This is a genomic window from Pseudomonas sp. Sample_20, assembly GCF_004307585.1.
Lineage (GTDB): Bacteria > Pseudomonadota > Gammaproteobacteria > Pseudomonadales > Pseudomonadaceae > Aquipseudomonas > Aquipseudomonas atacamensis.
The window spans coordinates 1-17622 of sequence record NZ_RCOA01000028.1 but is presented as its reverse complement, the minus strand read 5'-3'; the positions used below and the strand labels follow the sequence as shown (position 1 = coordinate 17622).

The following is a 17622-nucleotide window of genomic DNA, read 5'->3' as shown; positions in this document are numbered from 1 at the left end:
GAGTCTGGCCGTTGCCGAGGATACTTGGCTCGCTGCGCCGATGCCCGGGAAACCTTGTTCAAGGAAGCTGCGTATGCGCCTGAAAACCCGCGTTGCCGTACTGTGCGTCGGCCTTTTTCTCAGCCATCAGGCGAGCGCAGCGGATTTACCGCAACGCTGGGTCAGCGCTGGCGGCGCGCTGTCGGAATGGGTCAGCGCGCTGGGTGGCGAGTCAAAACTGGTTGGGGTCGACACCACCAGTCAGCATCCCCAATCGTTGCAGGCGCTGCCGAGTATTGGTTATCAGCGCAGCCTGTCGGCCGAAGGCATATTGAGCCTGCGCCCGGACATTCTGATCGGTACCGAAGAAATGGGGCCGCCGCCGGTTCTGGCGCAAGTCAAAGCGGCCAAGGTCAAGGTCGAGTTGTTTTCAGCCCAGCCTGATCTGCCGACACTGGAAAAGAATGTCACCCATCTGGGCCAGTTGCTCGGCGCACAAAACCAGGCGGCGCAGCTACTGCAGAGTTATCAACAGCAGCTCCAGGCGCAGAAAGCGCGCGTTGCCCAAGTGCAGACCACGCAGAAAGCCCCCGGCGTGTTGCTGTTGCTTGGGCATGCCGGCGGCAAGCCGTTGATCGCCGGCAAGGACACCGCCGCCGATTGGTTGCTGCAACAAGCCGGCGGGCACAACCTTGCGACGCATACCGGCTACAAACCGTTTTCTGTCGAATCCCTCGCCAGCCTCGATCCCGAAGTGCTGGTGTTCGCTGACCGTGCGCTGACCGGCGAGGCCGCAAAAGCGGCATTGTTCAAGGAAAACCCGATCCTCAATTCCAGCCGCGCGGCGAAGAGCGGGCGGGTGATGGAGCTGGATCCGACGCTGCTGGTGGGCGGTCTCGGGCCGCGGTTGCCGGCTGCTTTGCAAACCCTGACTGACGGCTTCTACCCGGCCAAGGGCGGCCAATGACCACACTGGTCAAACCCCGTGGCTTGTTTATCGGCCTGACATTGCTGTGTCTGCTGGCGATCTGGCTGTCGCTGGCGCTGGGGCCGGTGAGCCTGCCGCTGTTCGATACCTTGCGCGCGGCGCTGCGTCTGATCGGCGTGCCGTTGGCGCCGCAAGGATTGGAGCAGGCCGAGCTGATTCTCGGCCAGATCCGCCTGCCGCGAACCTTGCTCGGCTTGGCGGTCGGCGGCGTGCTGGCGCTGTCCGGGGTGGCGATGCAGGGTCTGTTTCGTAATCCGCTGGCCGATCCGGGGCTGGTCGGGGTGTCCAGTGGCGCGGCACTCGGCGCGGCGATTGCGATTGTCGGCGGCTCGTTCTTTGGCGGCCTGCCGGAGTGGTTCGGGCCATATCTGTTGTCGGTGTGTGCGTTTCTTGGCGGACTTGGAGTGACGGCGCTGGTCTATCGGCTGGGCCGGCGCAACGGTCAGACCCATGTGGCGACCATGTTGCTGGCCGGTATCGCGCTGACGGCGCTGGCCAGTTCGGCGGTCGGTCTGTTCACTTATCTGGCCGATGACGCCACGCTGCGCACCCTGACGTTCTGGAACCTGGGCAGCCTCAACGGCGCCAGTTACGCGCGACTTTGGCCTCTGCTGATCATCACCATCGGCGTGGCGCTGTGGCTGCCGCGTCGGGCCAAGGCATTGAATGCCTTGTTGCTCGGTGAATCCGAGGCCGGTCATCTGGGCATCGATGTCGAACGGCTCAAGCGCGAACTGGTGTTCTGTACAGCGCTGGGTGTCGGCGCGGCGGTGGCGGCGGCGGGCATGATCGGTTTTGTCGGGCTGGTGGTGCCGCATCTGGTGCGCCTGCTGGCCGGCCCCGATCACAAAGTTCTGTTGCCAGCCTCGGTTTTGGCGGGTGCGAGCCTGTTATTGCTCGCCGATCTGGTGGCGCGCCTTGCGCTGGCGCCGGCGGAGTTGCCGATCGGCATTGTCACCGCGTTTATCGGTGCGCCGTTCTTCCTTTATCTGCTGCTGCGAGGGCGTGCCTGATGTTGTCTGCGCACAATCTGCATGTCCGCCGTGGCCGTAAGGCTGTGCTCAGTGGGGTTACGCTCGGGCTCGAACCCGGTCAAGTGCTTGGCGTGCTGGGACCGAACGGCGCCGGCAAGAGCACGTTGCTTGGCGCATTGTGTGGTGAGTTGCCCGCCAGCGACGGCAATGTCTCGCTCGATGGTCAGACTTTGAGCCACTTGAGCGGAACGCAGCGGGCACAACGACTGGCGGTGTTGCCGCAGGTTTCGACGCTGGATTTTGCCTTCGCCGTGGAGGAGGTCGTCGGCATGGGCCGTTTGCCGTACCAGACCGGGCGCGTGCGCGACGACGAGATTGTCGCGGCAGCGCTGGCCGCCGCCGACGCCGGGCACCTGAGTGGGCGCAGTTATCTGGCGTTGTCCGGTGGCGAGCGTCAGCGCGTGCATCTGGCGCGGGTGCTGGCGCAACTCTGGCCGGGTCAGGCCGGGCAAACCCTGTTGCTCGACGAACCGACGTCGATGCTCGATCCGCTGCATCAGCACACCACCTTGCAGGCGGTGCGCGAGTTCGCCGATCGCGGTGCGGCGGTGCTGGTGATCCTGCATGATCTGAATCTGGCGGCACGCTATTGTGATCGTGTGCTGTTGCTGGAGGAGGGAAGCCCGGTTGCGCTGGATACTCCGCAGCAGGTGCTGCGTCCGGATACGCTTAAAGCAGTGTTCGGCCTGGAGGTTTTGGTGCAACCGCACCCGGAGCGTGGGCATCCGCTGATCATCGCCCGCTGAATCATCATCGAGGTGTCGCATGCGTGGATTGTGGTTGTTGGCGCTGGTGTTGCTCGCGGGCTGTCAGCACGTGGCGGCTCCGCCGGTGGGCGCCGATATTCGCGATCTGCGCAGCGGCGAGGTACTTACGGCGCAGCAATTGCTGACGCGTCTGGCTGAGCCTGAGCGTTTGATCATCGGTGAGCAGCACGACAACGCCGATCACCATGCCGCACAGTTGTGGCTGTTGCAGTCGCTCGGCGAGCAGCGAGCGCAAGGCAGTCTGCTGCTGGAAATGCTCACGCCGGATCAACAAGCGAAAGTCGATGCGCTGCGCCAGTCGAAGTCCGTCGCGGCTGATTTGCCTGCGGCATTGGCCTGGCAGGAGGGCTGGGACTGGAATCTTTACGGGCCGATCGTGCGCTTTGCCCTGTCGCAGCCATATCCGCTGCTGGCGGCCAATCTCGATGACAGCGAAATCCGTGCGTTTTACCGCAATCCACCTGCTCTGAACGGTCCGCGCAGCAATTCGCTGTCGGTTAAAAAAACTTTGCTTGGGCAAATCAGTGAATCCCACTGCGGCTTGCTGCCCGAATCACAGATGCCGGCGATGTTGGCAATTCAGCAACAGCGTGATCGACGCATGGCCGAACGCATGCTGGCGGCGCCGATGCCTTCGATTCTGCTGGCCGGTGCCTGGCATGCGCGCAAGGATGTTGGCGTGCCGCTGCATCTGTCGGATCTCGGCGCTGGCAAGGCGCCGATCGTATTGATGCTGGCCGAGCAGGGCGCTGCGGTATCGGCGGCGATGGCCGATTACGTCTGGTACACGCCGGCCACGCCGAAGCCGGATTACTGCGAGCAGATGCGCCAGCAATTCGCTAAATGACTTTTCCACAGGCAAAAAAAGACCCGGTAAAAAACCGGGTCAAATAACCGTGATTAGCCTGATGAGGAGATAATCTGAGAGTCCGAACCAAGGGCTTTTCAGAATATCGACTGATCTCGCGACCAGTTGTGATAATCATAGCGATTCTCATTACCGCGTCAACCGCTGATTTTGCAAATCTGTAATTTAGTTTTGCGAGCGGTGGTGAGGCCCTGTGAATAAAGGGCTTTGCGCTAGGTGCGCTGCGTCGTCAACTGCGTGATCTGGCGATTCAACTGGCCGATGCGTCGAGCCATCCCCTCAATCAGGCTGTGCGCGATCTTCGGATTGCTGCGAGTCATGCTCAAAAACTGATCACCAGGAATCAACATCACCGTGCTCGGCTCGGACGTCACTACCGTGGCGTTGCGCGGCTCGCCGGTAAACAACGCCATGGCGCCGAAAATCTCGTCCTTGGCCACGTCGCCTACCTTGTGCCCGTCGAGGAACGCCTCGGCATGCCCGTCAATAATCACAAAGACATGATCCGCTGCATCGCCCTGTTGAATCAGCACGGCGCCCGCCTCAACGCGTTTGAAGCCGTTGGTGCTACGAAACTCCCGAGGTTTCAGCTCGGCCACGGCATGGGCGAGCAGCGCCATTTGCCCGAGCAGATAGCTCAGCAACTGCTCCGATCGATCAGGGTCGGCATACAGATGCTGCAAAACCTCAGCGCGCCCATAGGGCACCAGGCGCACAGCGCTGTCGCTGCAAATGCGACAGTCGCTCCATTGCTCGCCACGTTGCAGGCCGAGCAGATCACCTTCCTGCCAGTAGAACAGCGCACGGCCCGCGATGCAGCCATGCACCACGCCCTCGCTCAGCAGAAACAACTGATCTTCCGGCAACTGTGCAAACAGATCGTCCGTTGCCTCCAGCTCGATGACCGGCGCGCACGGCGACAAATCCTGCAGCCACTGCCCGGGAATACTCTGCAAGCGATTGATCAATGCGTCGGCGTGGGCCGATTGTTCCCCCAGTAAATACATGGCGTCAGCGCCTGTTCAGTTCTTGTGGCGCGCGGAAATGGCTTCGAGCTGTTTGTTCAAGGCGTCCTTGCGCTCGGCGGGGATGTCGTTCCAGTGCACGTCCATCAACGCGCCTTCGATCGCATACAACAACACCTTCGATGCGCGAAACCCCCGAGTACGCACGGCCCGGTAGGCATCCACTGCACCGAGGCGACGCAAGTCCGAGGCGCTGTGGATGCCCACGGCATGCAGCCATTGCGCCGATGTCTTGCCAAGATTTTTCAGGTGTTGCAGTTCATCATTCATCAAGCCTCCTTGCGACGGCCGAATGGTGCGTGGGCGAGCTTCTCAGCAGTGTAGCCATCAGTAGGAAAAGCGTGGTTGTTTGGTCGGATTCGACGCAAAAGCTTCTAAGAAAGGGGAGTGAAAGACCTGCGAGCGCAGAGGGAAGCGAGTTAGGCGGTTAACAATGTGGGAGCGAGCCTGCTCGCGAAGAGGGCGTATCAGAAACAATCGATACCCACTGACACTACGCCTTCGCGAGCAGGCTCGCTCCCACAGGGGAAAGGCGTGGCGTCAGGAAGATTTCCAGATTTCAGCGGGTGCGATAGCGCAACCGCGTGCCGAAATTCATCGACATCAGAATCTCGTCAGCACTCAGCTCCGGCGGAAAGTACGCCCCGGAAATCTGCGCATGGGCCAGGCTGGCGCCTTCGAGCGAAGCCTTGCGGAAGTCGATGCCGCGCAAATCGGCGGAGCGGAAGTACGCATCGCGTAAATCCACGCCGTCGGCGTTCAGCTCGCGCAGGTCGAGGCCCCGGAAATCGCCGCCGACCATGTCGATCGGACCATCCAGTGGGCGTTCCTTGTTGAAGCCTGCGATGTCGTCTTTGTGCAGCAGGGCGTAAAGCGGAGTGTCGAGCAGTTTTGGCTGGCTCATGTCAGATCACCTGTTGGTTTTATGACGCCAGTATAGTGCCACTATTTGACGGCCGTGAAGCGAGCGAGGGCTTCACGGCCGAAATAGTTTTTTACAGACCCGGCAGGCGCTGACGGATTTGCGCGACCACAGTGTCCAGCGTGCCGGATTCATTGGTCTGCACGCGTTTGCTGCGCAGAATTTCCTCCGGCGTCAGCGCTTCGCGGTTGGCCTGTTGCGCTTCGATCACGGCGAGGGTGGCGTCGGACGGATCCTTCTGGTCGGCCTGACGCATCGCCAGCCAGCTCTCGATCACGGCTTGCGGGGCGTTGCAGTCGAGGATCAAAAACGGCGTGCCAGTAGCTTCGGCAATCTTCGCCGCGTTGTCGCGCTGCTCACGCTTGAGGTAAGTCGCGTCAATCGCCACCGGGAAGCCGGCGTGCAGGATCACCTCGGCGATTTCATGCAGGCGCGCGTAGGTCGCAGTGCTGGCATCGGCGCTGTAAATGCCCGCCTGCACATCGTTGGCAACGGTCTGCTCACCAAACAGGCGCTTGCGCTCGACATCGGAACGCAGGCGAATCGCCCCCAGCGCTTCGACCAGGCGCATGGCCACATGGCTCTTGCCGACTGCGGAAACACCGTGGGTAATGGCCATGAAGCGCGAAGGAATGGTGCTGTAGCTTTCCGCCAGGTTGGCGTAGTTGCGGTACTGGCGCAGGGTGGTGGCGCGCTGCACCGCAGTCGCGTCGGCCGGCATGCTGAACAATGCCACCTTGGCCCGCACCAGCGCGCGGTAGGCTTTATAGAAGTTCAGCACCTCCAGGCCCTCATAGTCGCCGGTCAGTTCCAGGTACTGGCTGATGAGGCGACGCGCCAGTGACTTCAGGCCACGGTCTTCCAGGTCCATGGCGAGGAAACCGGTGTCGGCCCAGACGTCAGTAAAACGGAACGGCTCGTTGAACTCGATGCAGTCGAAGATCACCACATTGCCGTCGATGACCGTGGCGTTGCCCAAATGGATGTCGCCGTGGCATTCACGGGTGAAACCTTGTGACTTGCGCTGGGCGAACAGGGGCTTGAGGCGCTCAAAGCTGCTTTCGGCCCAGGCTTTCAGGGCATCGAGTTGCAGCAGGTCGTTTTTGTCGCTGAGGAACGGCAGGATCTGCTCGAAGTTTTGCGCGACCGGCGCCATCACGCTGTCCGGCGTGCCGGCGTCGTGTTCGGCCGGGACTTTCGGGGCGTTGAGATGGAAATGGGCGATCTGTTCGGCCAACGCATCGATGTGCTGAGTGGTCAGTTCGCCATTGGCTTGCAGGGTGCTGAGCAAGCCGCTCTGGGGGAACTGGCGCATTTTCAGCACGTATTCGATAGCCGGGCCGTCGCCGCCCAGTTGTGGTGCCTCGACGCTGCCGGTGATTGGCAACACGTCCAGATACAAATCAGCGGTCAGACGCTGGTTCAGACGCAGCTCTTCAGCGCAGAAATGCGCACGGGCGTCGAGGCTGGTGAAGTCGAGGAAGCCGAAATTCACCGGCTTCTTCACTTTATAGGCAAAGGGGCCGGTGAGAATCACCCACGAAATGTGGGTTTCGATGACCTGAAATCCTTCGACGGGATGCGGGTAGAGGGCCGGGTTTTGCAGGGCAGCGATCAGGGACTGGCTCACGGGCGATCCTTCAGAGGCGGGGGAATTCGAGGCGGCCATTATGGCTGCTTGCCCGCCTGACGCAAACCTCCGCGCGTGCCTGTTGAGGATCGATAAAGTGCGTATAATCCGCCGCCATGACTCGATCCCGATCCCCCCGTACCAAGAAAAAACCACCAGCCAAGGGCCTCAGCCCATGGTTGAGCTGGGCCATTAAACTCAGCCTGGTCGGCCTTGTAGTGCTGGCCGGCTTCGCCGTTTACCTCGATGCCGTGGTGCAGGAGAAGTTCTCCGGCAAGCGCTGGACCATCCCGGCCAAGGTGTACGCGCGCCCGCTCGAGCTGTTCGTCGGACAGAAGCTCAGCAAGGACGATTTCCTCACCGAACTCGATGCCCTCGGCTATCGCCGCGAAGCCGTGAGCAACGGCCCCGGCGCCGCCGCCGTCAGCGGCAATACGGTTGACCTGAACACCCGTGGCTTCCAGTTCTATGAAGGCCTTGAGAAACCGCAACCGGTTCGCGTGCGCTTCTCCGGCGATTACGTTGCTGAGCTGTCCGCGACCAACGGTTCGAAGCTGTCGGTGGTGCGCCTCGAGCCGCTGATGATCGGCGGCATTTACCCGAAAAATCTCGAAGACCGCATCCTGATCAAACTCGATCAGGTGCCGCCGTACTTGCTCGAAACCCTGATCGCCGTCGAAGACCGCGACTTCTACAGCCACTGGGGCGTGTCGCCGAAATCGATCGCCCGCGCCGTGTGGATCAACACCTCCGGCGGCAAGATGACCCAGGGCGGCAGTACGCTGACCCAGCAGTTGGTGAAGAACTTCTACCTGACCAGCGAACGCAGCCTGACCCGCAAGCTCACCGAAGCGATGATGGCGTTGCTGCTCGAACTGCATTACGACAAGAAGGAAATTCTTGAGGCCTACCTCAACGAAGTCTTTGTCGGTCAGGACGGCCAGCGTGCGGTGCACGGTTTCGGTCTGGCCAGCCAGTTCTTCTTCGGCCAGCCATTGTCCGAGCTGAAACTGCATCAAGTGGCGTTGCTGGTCGGCATGGTCAAGGGGCCGTCCTACTACAACCCGCGTCGCAACCCGGAGCGCGCGCTGGAGCGGCGTAATCTGGTCCTCGACGTGCTGGCGCAGCAAGGCGTGGCAACCCCCGAACAGGTCGAAGCGGCGAAGAAAATGCCGCTCGGCGTGACGACTCGCGGCAAGCTCGCCGACAGCTCGTTCCCGGGCTTCATCGACCTGGTCAAACGTCAGTTGCGCGAAGACTACCGCGACGAAGACTTGACCGAAGAAGGCCTGCGCATCTTCACCAGTTTCGACCCGATTCTGCAGATGAAAGCCGAAGCCTCGGTCAACGACACGTTCAAGCGTCTGGCCGGGCGCAAGGGCTCGGATGACGTCGAAGCGGCGATGGTCGTGACCAACCCGGAAACCGGTGAAGTCCAGGCGATGATCGGCAGCCGCCAGGCCAGCTACGCCGGGTTCAACCGTGCACTGGATGCGGTGCGCCCGATTGGTTCTTTGATCAAACCGGCGGTGTATCTGACTGCGCTTGAGAAGCCGAGCCAGTACACGCTGACCAGTTGGCTGTCGGACGATCCACTGTCGGTCAAGGGCGCCAACGGTCAGGTGTGGAAACCGCAGAACTACGATCGCCGCTCCCACGGTACGGTGTTCCTCTATCAGGGCCTGGCGCATTCCTACAACCTGTCGACCTCGCGTCTGGGCCTGGAAGTCGGTGTGCCGAATGTGCTCAAGACCGTGGGTCGCCTCGGCGTTACTCGTGAATTCCCGGCGTTCCCGTCGATGCTGCTCGGTGCCGGCGGCATGACGCCGATCGAAGTGGCGACCATGTATCAGACGCTGGCCAACGGTGGTTTCAATACGCCGATGCGCGGCATTCGCAGCGTGCTGACGGCCGAGGGCGAGCCGCTCAAGCGTTATCCGTTCCAGATCGAACAGCGCTTCGACCCTGCCTCGATTTACCTGATCCAGAACGCCATGCAGCGGGTGATGCGTGAAGGTACCGGCAGTTCGGTTTACAACGTGCTGCCCAAGACCCTGACGCTGGCGGGCAAGACCGGTACCAGTAACGATTCGCGCGACAGCTGGTTTGCCGGTTTCAGTCAGGATCTGCTGGCAGTGGTCTGGCTGGGCCGCGACGACAACGGCAAGACGCCGTTCACCGGGGCCACCGGTGCGTTGCAGGTCTGGACCAGTTTCATGCGCAAGGCCGATCCGCTGCCGCTGGACATGCCGCAGCCGGACAACGTCGTGCAGGCCTGGGTCGATTCGCGCACCGGCCAGGGTTCGGATGCCAACTGCCCCGGCGCGGTACAGATGCCGTATATTCGCGGCAGCGAGCCGCCACCCGGCGCCGCGTGTGCAAGCGAAACACCTGCCTCGCCGGAATCGGTGATGGACTGGGTCAAGGGCTGGATGAATTAAGCAAAGAGGGTTTCAAGTGAACAAGTGGTTGATTCCAGCGGTGACCGCCGTGGCTTTGCTCAGCGGCTGCTCCACCGTACAGCGTGGTTCGATTCCCGTGGTGGATTCGGGCACGGCCGTGTCCAACAGCGAACGCATCGGCGCCAATGGCGGTTTTCGCCAGACCACGGTCAAGCGCCCGGTGCAGGGCCAGCCTCAGGCGATTCCGCAAGGCGATACCGGCGTAGTGGTGATGGTGCCGGGCGGCGGTGCGGCAGTGTCGACACCGATCAGCTCTTCGCCGATCGTCCCGGGGCCTGCATCCGGAGGCATTACGTCGGGGCCGTACAACCCATCGGCGGTTGAGTCGGCGCCGATCAACTCCGGCAGCTACAGCATGCCGTCGACGCCAAGTGGCATTCCTTCGGCCAGCAGTGGCGGTGGCCTGTCGGCGGATGAGCAACTGGACGGTCCGGTACTCGCCTTGCTGACCACCGCGCAACAGCAACAGGCCGGCGGCGACCTCAACGGCGCTTCTTCCAGCCTGGAGCGGGCGCAACGTGTCGCCCCCCGTGAGCCACAAGTGCTGTACCGTTTGGCGCAAGTACGTATGGCCCAGGGCGATGCGCCGCAAGCCGAGCAATTTGCCCGTCGTGCGCTGACCATGGCCAACGGTCGTCCGGATCTGCAAGCCAGCCTGTGGGAAATCATCGCTCAGTCTCGTGAGAAACAAGGCGATTCCGCCGGCGCCGCACTGGCCCGTCAGAAGGCCAAGGTTTCCCTGTGATGGATGTGCGCTTCCCGAAAATCGCCGATCAGCTGTTGCTGATCGAACGCGAGCTGCGCACCCAGGGTTGGTGGGATGAAGTTCAGCCGTCCGCCGAAGCGCTGAGCAGTGTCGAGCCGTTTTCGGTCGACACGCTGGACTTCGAGCAATGGCTGCAATGGATCTTCCTGCCGCGCATGAAGATGATCCTTGAGCAGGATCTGCCGCTGCCGAATGCCTCGGGCATTCAGGAAATGGCGGAAATGGTCTTCGCCCAGCGCAACCTTGGCGGCAAGGATCGGCAGTTGCAGGTGCTGCTCAAAGAGTTCGACCTGCTGATCACTGCGTCCCGCTGAACTAAACTGGAAACTGCCAGGCCTACTGGCAGTTCTCGGCAATCTGCTTCTTCGCTTCGACGATGCGTTCCTGACGCTGTGTATCGTCGAGCCTGCGCAAATCCCCCTCAATCTCCTCACGCAAGCGCGGATTGTTCTGCAGTTGCGCCAGGTTTGTGCGCGCCTGTTCGCAAAACGCCTTGAGCTGCGCCTGCTGCTCGGCGACCTGTTTCTTCACCTTGGCATCGATCGCCTTCTGATCGCCAAGGATGCCACCGCCCGGCATCGGCGCAGCTTTCGGCGCGGGTGAGGAGGGCGTCTGTACGGTCGTCGCCGGTTGGCCCTGCGGCGGTTGTGCATCGAAATGCGTGACGCCTTGGGCATCGACCCATTTGTAGATTTGAGCGGCCGAGCACCATGGGCTGAGGCCGATCAGCAGAGTGAGGAGGAGCGTTCGCATGCTGATTCCTTGGCAAAAATGCGCAATTGACGCTAACAGAGTAGCGCTTTTCAGGTTTTTTCTTGCGTTCTCATGTGCTTACCCACAATTAACCACACAGACGACTTGACTTGCAGAGGGCGAAACAGAAGAATCCAAAGTCCGCTGTAGAGGGACTGCCAGAAGCAGACCCACTCGGTAGATCATGAGGCGCACATCCGCGCCGACCTGTTACACCCGCAACGCGTTACCTCGCGCTGGGTGGGAAAGGCCCGCAACACTTGGGACGTTCCCAATACTTGCTCAGTCAGTGCTGACGTAGTCGGCGACCACCGTCGCTCATGCTCTGCCGAGAAGTAAACCTATTAAGACCCGCCCCTTTTTTGTGGACGGTATTCTGGCGTTTTAGAGGTGAACAACGTGGAGCTTTTATCTGGCGGTGAGATGCTCGTCCGCTTTTTGCGTGACGAAGGCGTCAAATATATCTACGGGTACCCGGGTGGTGCTCTCCTGCATGTTTACGATGCCCTGTTCAAAGAACCGGAAGTGACCCACATCCTGGTTCGTCACGAACAAGCGGCGACCCATATGGCTGACGGCTACGCCCGTGCCACCGGTAAAGCCGGCGTGGTATTGGTGACTTCCGGTCCAGGCGCCACAAACGCCATCACCGGTATCGCCACCGCCTATATGGACTCGATTCCGATGGTGATCATTTCCGGTCAGGTGCCAAGCACCATGGTCGGCACCGACGCGTTCCAGGAAACCGACATGATCGGTATCTCCCGGCCGATCGTGAAGCACAGCTTCATGATCAAGCACGCTTCGGAAATCCCGGAAGTCATGAAGAAGGCCTTCTACCTGGCGCAATCCGGTCGTCCGGGCCCGGTCGTGGTCGACATCCCGAAAGACATGACCAACCCGGCCGAAAAGTTCGAATACGTTTTTCCGAAAAAAGCCAAGCTGCGCTCCTACAGCCCGGCCGTTCGCGGTCACTCCGGGCAGATCCGCAAAGCAGCAGAAATGTTGTTGGCGGCCAAGCGCCCGGTGCTGTACTCCGGCGGCGGTGTAATCCTCGGCAATGGCTCCGCGCAACTGACCGAGCTGGCAAAAATGCTCAACCTGCCGGTGACCAACACCTTGATGGGTCTGGGCGCATTCCCTGGCACTGACCGCCAGTTCATCGGCATGCTCGGCATGCACGGCAGCTACACCGCGAACCTGGCGATGCACCATGCCGACGTGATCCTCGCAGTGGGCGCACGCTTCGACGATCGGGTGATCAACGGCCCGGCGAAATTCTGCCCGAACGCCAAGATCATCCACATCGACATCGACCCGGCGTCGATTTCCAAGACCATCAAGGCCGACGTGCCAATCGTGGGTCCGGTCGACAGCGTCCTGACCGAAATGGTCGCGATTCTCAAGGAAATCGGCGAGACCCCGAACAAGGAGTCCGTAGCCAGCTGGTGGAAGCAGGTGGATGAATGGCGCGGTGATCGCGGCCTGTTCCCTTATGAAAAGGGCGACGGCAGCAAGATCAAGCCGCAGACCGTGATCGAAACCCTCTGCGAAGTGACCAAAGGCGACGCCTTTGTGACCTCCGACGTTGGTCAGCACCAGATGTTTGCCGCGCAGTACTACACGTTCAACAAGCCGAACCGCTGGATCAACTCCGGTGGTCTGGGCACGATGGGCTTCGGTCTGCCAGCAGCGATGGGCATCAAACTGAGCTTCCCGGACGATGACGTTGCCTGCGTCACCGGCGAAGGCAGTATCCAGATGAACATCCAGGAGCTGTCGACCTGCCTGCAATACGGCTTGCCGGTGAAGATCGTCATCCTCAACAACGGTGTGCTGGGCATGGTTCGCCAGTGGCAGGACATGAGCTACGGCAGCCGTCACTCGCACTCCTACATGGAATCGCTGCCCGACTTCATCAAGCTGGCTGAAGCCTACGGCCACGTTGGCGTACGCATCACCGAATCGAAAGATTTGAAGTCGAAGATGGCCGAAGCGTTCGCCATGAAGGATCGCCTGGTGATCATCGATGTTGCGGTCGACACCAGCGAGCACGTCTACCCGATGCAGATCAAAGACGGCTCCATGCGCGATATGTGGCTGAGCAAGACGGAGCGTACTTAATCATGCGGCACATTATTTCCCTGCTTCTGGAAAACGAACCCGGCGCTCTGTCTCGCGTAGTCGGCCTGTTCTCGCAGCGCAACTACAACATCGAAAGCCTGACCGTGGCCCCGACCGAAGACCCGACCCTGTCGCGTCTGACGCTGACCACCGTGGGCCACGATGAAGTGATCGAGCAGATCACCAAAAACCTGAACAAGCTGATCGAAGTGGTCAAGCTGGTGGACCTGTCGGAAAGCGCTCACATCGAGCGTGAACTGATGCTGGTCAAGGTCAAGGCCACTGGCGCCCAGCGCGCCGAGATCAAACGCACTACCGATATCTACCGTGGGCAGATCGTCGACGTCAGCGCCAGCGTGTATACCGTTCAGTTGACCGGTACCAGCGACAAGCTCGACAGCTTCATTCAGTCCATCGGCACCGCATCGATTCTGGAAACCGTCCGTAGCGGCGTGACCGGCATTGCTCGCGGCGACAAAGTACTCAGCATCTAAACCAAATTAGCGCATGGCCTGAACGGCCGGATATAAGGGGAAATTCATGAAAGTTTTCTACGATAAAGACTGCGACCTGTCGATCATCCAGGGCAAGAAAGTTGCCATCATCGGTTACGGCTCCCAGGGCCACGCTCAGGCGTGCAACCTGAAAGACTCCGGTGTCGACGTTACCGTCGGTCTGCGTAAAGGTTCGGCCACCGTTGCCAAAGCCGAAGCTCACGGCCTGAAAGTGACCGACGTGGCTTCCGCTGTTGCCGCTGCCGACCTGGTCATGATCCTCACCCCGGACGAGTTCCAGTCCTCGCTGTACAAGAACGAAATCGAGCCGAACATCAAGAAAGGCGCCACTCTGGCCTTCTCCCACGGCTTCGCGATTCACTACAACCAGGTTGTTCCGCGTGCCGACCTCGACGTGATCATGATCGCGCCGAAAGCTCCGGGCCACACCGTGCGTTCCGAGTTCGTCAAAGGCGGCGGTATCCCTGACCTGATCGCGATCTACCAGGACGCCTCGGGCAACGCCAAGAACGTCGCACTGTCCTACGCTGCTGGCGTCGGTGGCGGTCGTACCGGCATCATCGAAACCACCTTCAAGGACGAGACCGAAACCGACCTGTTCGGCGAACAAGCCGTTCTGTGTGGCGGTACCGTTGAACTGGTGAAAGCCGGTTTCGAAACTCTGGTTGAAGCTGGCTACGCGCCGGAAATGGCCTACTTCGAGTGCCTGCACGAACTGAAGCTGATCGTTGACCTCATGTACGAAGGCGGTATCGCCAACATGAACTACTCGATCTCCAACAACGCCGAGTACGGTGAGTACGTGACTGGCCCGGAAGTGATCAACGCCGAATCCCGTCAGGCCATGCGCAACGCCCTGAAACGTATTCAGGACGGCGAATACGCCAAAATGTTCATCAGCGAAGGCGCAACCGGCTACCCTTCGATGACCGCCAAGCGTCGTAACAACGCCGCTCACGGTATCGAAGTCATCGGCGAGCAACTGCGCTCCATGATGCCGTGGATCGGTGCCAACAAGATCGTCGACAAAGCCAAGAACTGAGTCGTCGTCCCTTGTACGAAAAACGCGGCCTAGGCCGCGTTTTTTCGTTTGGGCCGGTGCTTCTGGTATAAAGCTGCATCGTTTGTGGCCGAACTGTCGTCCTCAAGCCTCTGTCGAATTTTTTCCAAACCGTTGCAAGGTAATGTCCATGAGCGAACGTCCCGAAGAGCCGAACAAGGCTTCCGACGCCGAAAGCCTGCTGCCTATCGATGAGCACATCGAAGAAGGGCACGACGCTGAAGGTCGTAAAGTCCGGCATCGTGGTATCTATCTGCTGCCGAACCTGTTCACCACTGCCAACCTGTTCGCAGGCTTCTATTCCATCATCAACTCCATGAGCGCCCAGGCCGCGTTGAGCGCCGGCGACTCGGTGAATGCGAGCAAGTATTTCGCCTTCGCTGCGATCGCTATTTTCGTCGCGATGGTGCTCGACGGCCTCGATGGTCGCGTGGCGCGCATGACCAATACGCAAAGTGCCTTCGGCGCCGAGTATGACTCGCTGTCGGACATGGTCGCGTTCGGCGTCGCCCCGGCATTGCTGGCCTTTGGCTGGGCGCTGGGAGACATGGGCAAGGTCGGCTGGATGGTCGCCTTCATATATGTAGCGGGTGCGGCGTTGCGTCTGGCGCGTTTCAACACCCAGGTCGGCACGGCGGACAAACGCTACTTCATCGGTCTGGCCAGCCCGGCGGCGGCAGGTGTGGTGGCCGGTATTGTCTGGGCGTTCAGCGATTACGGCATCCAGGGTTCGAAGATGTCGTTCCTGGTGGCCTTGATGGTGGCGGCGGCCGGCATGCTGATGGTCAGCAACATCAAGTACAACAGCTTCAAGGAGCTGGATCTCAAAGGTCGCGTGCCGTTCGTGGCGATCCTGGCGGTGGTGTTGGTATTCGCTGTCGTGTTCAGTGATCCGCCGCGCATTCTGCTGCTGGTGTTCCTCGCCTATGCGGCGTCCGGTCCGGTGCAATATCTGTTGCGTCTTCGTCGTCACAAAAACGCCGAGTGATGTAATTTCCCGCATACTCCGCAGTCTATGGGTGCACCTGTCCTCCAAAGCTGCGGAGTTGTCATGTTGATCAAGATCCCCAAAGCATCCGACTGCCATGAGTCGGATGTCACGCCTGAAGCCATTTATCTTTCCCGTCGCCAATTGCTCGGCGCCACTGCTGCCGGTATTGCCATGAGCAGCCTGCCACGCTGGGCCAGTGCCGCTGATGCCCCTCGCTACTCTGATGTTGAATCCGGCAAGGCTCCGGCCTGGTTTGCCGAAAAGCTTCCTTCTACTCAATGGGGTGCGGTCAACGTCAAGGACGAGGCGATCACGCCTTATAAGGACGCCACGAACTACAACAACTTTTATGAGTTCGGTACCGGCAAGGGGGATCCGGCGAGGAACGCTGGCGACCTGAAAACCGAACCCTGGAGCGTGGTGATTGACGGGGAGGTGGGTAAGCCGGGGCGTTATGCGCTGGAAGACTTCATGAAACCGTATCAGTTGGAGGAACGTATTTATCGTCTGCGCTGCGTCGAGGCGTGGTCGATGGTCATTCCCTGGATCGGCTTTCCCATCTCGGCCTTGCTCAAACAGGTCGAGCCGACTTCCAAGGCCAAGTACATCCGCTTCGAAACCCTGCAGGATCCCAAGAGCATGCCCGGCCAGCGTTCCGGTTTTGCCTTGATCGACTGGCCGTATGTCGAAGGCTTGCGTCTCGATGAGGCGATGAATCCTTTGGCGATCCTCGCGGTGGGCATGTATGGCCGCGAACTGCCGAACCAGAACGGCGCACCTTTGCGTCTGGTGGTGCCATGGAAGTACGGCTTCAAAAGCGTGAAATCCATTGTGCGCATCAGTCTGGTCAGCGAGCAGCCGAAGACCACTTGGCAAAGCATTGCTGCCGATGAGTATGGCTTCTATGCGAACGTGAACCCTACGGTCGACCATCCGCGATGGACCCAGGCGCGCGAGCGGCGCTTGCCGAACAGCCTGTTTAAACCGAATGTGCGCGATACGCAGATGTTCAACGGCTACTCGGATGAAGTCGCTTCTTTATATACAGGGCTCGATCTGCGGAAGAACTACTGATGCGCTATCCGTTCTGGCGAGTGGGCGTGTTCATTGCTGCGGCGGTCTGGCCATTGCTGTGGTTCTATCAAGCGTTCGCCGATCTGCTCGGGCCTGATCCGGGCAAGGTGCTGGTTGATCGTCTCGGGCTTGGCACGCTGGTGTTGCTGTTGATTACGCTGAGCATGACGCCGTTGCAAAAGCTGAGCGGCTGGGCGGGGTGGATTGCAGTGCGCCGGCAGTTAGGGCTTTGGTGTTTTGCTTATGTGACGCTGCATCTATTCAGCTATATGGCGTTTATCCTCGGATTCGACTGGTCGCAGTTGGGCGTTGAGCTACGCAAGCGGCCTTACATTATTGTCGGTGCGCTGGGCTTTCTCGGATTGCTGATACTGGCGGTGACGTCCAATCGTTATAGTCAGCGTCGTTTGGGCGCTCGCTGGAAGAAGCTGCATCGCCTGGTTTACCTGATTCTCGGACTGGGTTTGCTGCATATGCTGTGGATCGTGCGGGCCGATCTGGAAGAGTGGACCATTTATGCCTTTATAGGTGGCGTGCTTTTGCTGCTTCGTCTGCCGCCGGTGATGAAGCGAATCCCGCGTTTACTGGGTAAAAAGCAGAATCTGCAAGAAAGCGAAATTAACGGTTGACGGCAGATTCCAGAGGTCTATAATTCGCCCCACTT

18 protein-coding genes are annotated in these 17622 nt (G+C 60.2%); 13 read left to right on the top strand and 5 right to left on the bottom strand.

Annotated features, from left to right (window positions below; genetic code table 11):
- The first annotated feature begins 73 nt into the window (after positions 1 to 73).
- Genes D8U70_RS07125 through D8U70_RS07110 form a run of 4 tightly spaced genes read left to right on the top strand, consistent with a single transcriptional unit; the run spans position 74 to position 3615 of the window.
- A complete protein-coding gene (locus D8U70_RS07125; RefSeq protein WP_110646740.1) occupies positions 74 to 946 on the top strand; it encodes an ABC transporter substrate-binding protein in 873 nt (290 codons plus the stop codon).
- 50 nt (positions 947 to 996) lie between these two features.
- A complete protein-coding gene (locus D8U70_RS07120) occupies positions 997 to 1980 on the top strand; it encodes an iron ABC transporter permease (protein ID WP_164558310.1) in 984 nt (327 codons plus the stop codon).
- A complete protein-coding gene (locus D8U70_RS07115; protein WP_071173615.1) occupies positions 1980 to 2747 on the top strand; it encodes a heme ABC transporter ATP-binding protein in 768 nt (255 codons plus the stop codon). The genes D8U70_RS07120 and D8U70_RS07115 overlap by 1 nt, the downstream gene beginning before the upstream one ends.
- A gap of 19 nt (positions 2748 to 2766) precedes the next feature.
- On the top strand, positions 2767 to 3615 hold the full coding sequence (locus tag D8U70_RS07110; protein WP_071173614.1) for a ChaN family lipoprotein: 849 nt from the start codon (positions 2767 to 2769) through the stop codon (positions 3613 to 3615).
- Between the two features lie 233 nt (positions 3616 to 3848).
- Here D8U70_RS07110 and D8U70_RS07105 read toward each other — a convergent pair whose 3' ends face one another.
- The 4 genes from D8U70_RS07105 to D8U70_RS07090 all read right to left on the bottom strand — a co-directional run bounded on the left by D8U70_RS07105 (position 3849) and on the right by D8U70_RS07090 (position 7213).
- On the bottom strand, positions 3849 to 4643 hold the full coding sequence (locus D8U70_RS07105; protein WP_130928555.1) for a Crp/Fnr family transcriptional regulator: 795 nt from the start codon (positions 4641 to 4643) through the stop codon (positions 3849 to 3851).
- 15 nt (positions 4644 to 4658) lie between these two features.
- Positions 4659 to 4931 carry a TfoX/Sxy family protein gene (locus D8U70_RS07100; RefSeq protein ID WP_016773175.1) on the bottom strand — a complete coding sequence of 91 codons (273 nt, stop codon included), beginning with the start codon at positions 4929 to 4931 and terminating at the stop codon, positions 4659 to 4661.
- A gap of 289 nt (positions 4932 to 5220) precedes the next feature.
- The gene (locus tag D8U70_RS07095; protein ID WP_130928554.1) at positions 5221 to 5565 is read right to left on the bottom strand and encodes a pentapeptide repeat-containing protein; all 345 of its coding nucleotides are present in this window, start codon (positions 5563 to 5565) and stop codon (positions 5221 to 5223) included.
- A 91-nt stretch (positions 5566 to 5656) separates the two neighbouring features.
- Complete coding sequence (locus tag D8U70_RS07090) at positions 5657 to 7213, bottom strand: bifunctional aminoglycoside phosphotransferase/ATP-binding protein (RefSeq protein ID WP_130928553.1); 1557 nt, start codon at positions 7211 to 7213, stop codon at positions 5657 to 5659.
- A 116-nt stretch (positions 7214 to 7329) separates the two neighbouring features.
- Between D8U70_RS07090 and mrcB the strand changes: the two genes are divergently transcribed.
- The 3 genes from mrcB to D8U70_RS07075 are packed head-to-tail and all read left to right on the top strand — an operon-like array spanning position 7330 to position 10755.
- Entirely contained in the window at positions 7330 to 9654 is a 2325-nt protein-coding gene (gene mrcB / locus D8U70_RS07085; protein ID WP_016773178.1) for a penicillin-binding protein 1B, read from the top strand.
- A 16-nt stretch (positions 9655 to 9670) separates the two neighbouring features.
- Entirely contained in the window at positions 9671 to 10420 is a 750-nt protein-coding gene (locus D8U70_RS07080) for a hypothetical protein (RefSeq protein WP_073475434.1), read from the top strand.
- On the top strand, positions 10420 to 10755 hold the full coding sequence (locus D8U70_RS07075; protein ID WP_073475432.1) for a YqcC family protein: 336 nt from the start codon (positions 10420 to 10422) through the stop codon (positions 10753 to 10755). The genes D8U70_RS07080 and D8U70_RS07075 overlap by 1 nt, the downstream gene beginning before the upstream one ends.
- A gap of 22 nt (positions 10756 to 10777) precedes the next feature.
- On the opposite strand, the gene D8U70_RS07070 is transcribed toward D8U70_RS07075, so the two are convergent.
- On the bottom strand, positions 10778 to 11194 hold the full coding sequence (locus tag D8U70_RS07070) for a DUF4124 domain-containing protein (protein WP_130928552.1): 417 nt from the start codon (positions 11192 to 11194) through the stop codon (positions 10778 to 10780).
- A 399-nt stretch (positions 11195 to 11593) separates the two neighbouring features.
- On the opposite strand from D8U70_RS07070, the gene D8U70_RS07065 reads away from it, so the two are divergent.
- The 6 genes from D8U70_RS07065 to msrQ all read left to right on the top strand — a co-directional run bounded on the left by D8U70_RS07065 (position 11594) and on the right by msrQ (position 17587).
- Entirely contained in the window at positions 11594 to 13318 is a 1725-nt protein-coding gene (locus D8U70_RS07065; RefSeq protein WP_130928551.1) for an acetolactate synthase 3 large subunit, read from the top strand.
- A gap of 2 nt (positions 13319 to 13320) precedes the next feature.
- Positions 13321 to 13812, top strand: coding sequence for an acetolactate synthase small subunit (ilvN, locus tag D8U70_RS07060; protein WP_003176102.1), 492 nt, complete (start codon positions 13321 to 13323; stop codon positions 13810 to 13812).
- Between the two features lie 46 nt (positions 13813 to 13858).
- Complete coding sequence (ilvC, locus tag D8U70_RS07055) at positions 13859 to 14875, top strand: ketol-acid reductoisomerase (RefSeq protein ID WP_007909969.1); 1017 nt, start codon at positions 13859 to 13861, stop codon at positions 14873 to 14875.
- A 148-nt stretch (positions 14876 to 15023) separates the two neighbouring features.
- On the top strand, positions 15024 to 15881 hold the full coding sequence (gene pssA, locus D8U70_RS07050) for a CDP-diacylglycerol--serine O-phosphatidyltransferase (RefSeq protein ID WP_016773182.1): 858 nt from the start codon (positions 15024 to 15026) through the stop codon (positions 15879 to 15881).
- A gap of 63 nt (positions 15882 to 15944) precedes the next feature.
- The gene (msrP, locus tag D8U70_RS07045; protein WP_130928550.1) at positions 15945 to 16958 is read left to right on the top strand and encodes a protein-methionine-sulfoxide reductase catalytic subunit MsrP; all 1014 of its coding nucleotides are present in this window, start codon (positions 15945 to 15947) and stop codon (positions 16956 to 16958) included.
- Positions 16958 to 17587, top strand: coding sequence for a protein-methionine-sulfoxide reductase heme-binding subunit MsrQ (gene msrQ / locus D8U70_RS07040; RefSeq protein ID WP_130928549.1), 630 nt, complete (start codon positions 16958 to 16960; stop codon positions 17585 to 17587). The genes msrP and msrQ overlap by 1 nt, the downstream gene beginning before the upstream one ends.
- The last annotated feature ends 35 nt before the right edge of the window (positions 17588 to 17622 follow it).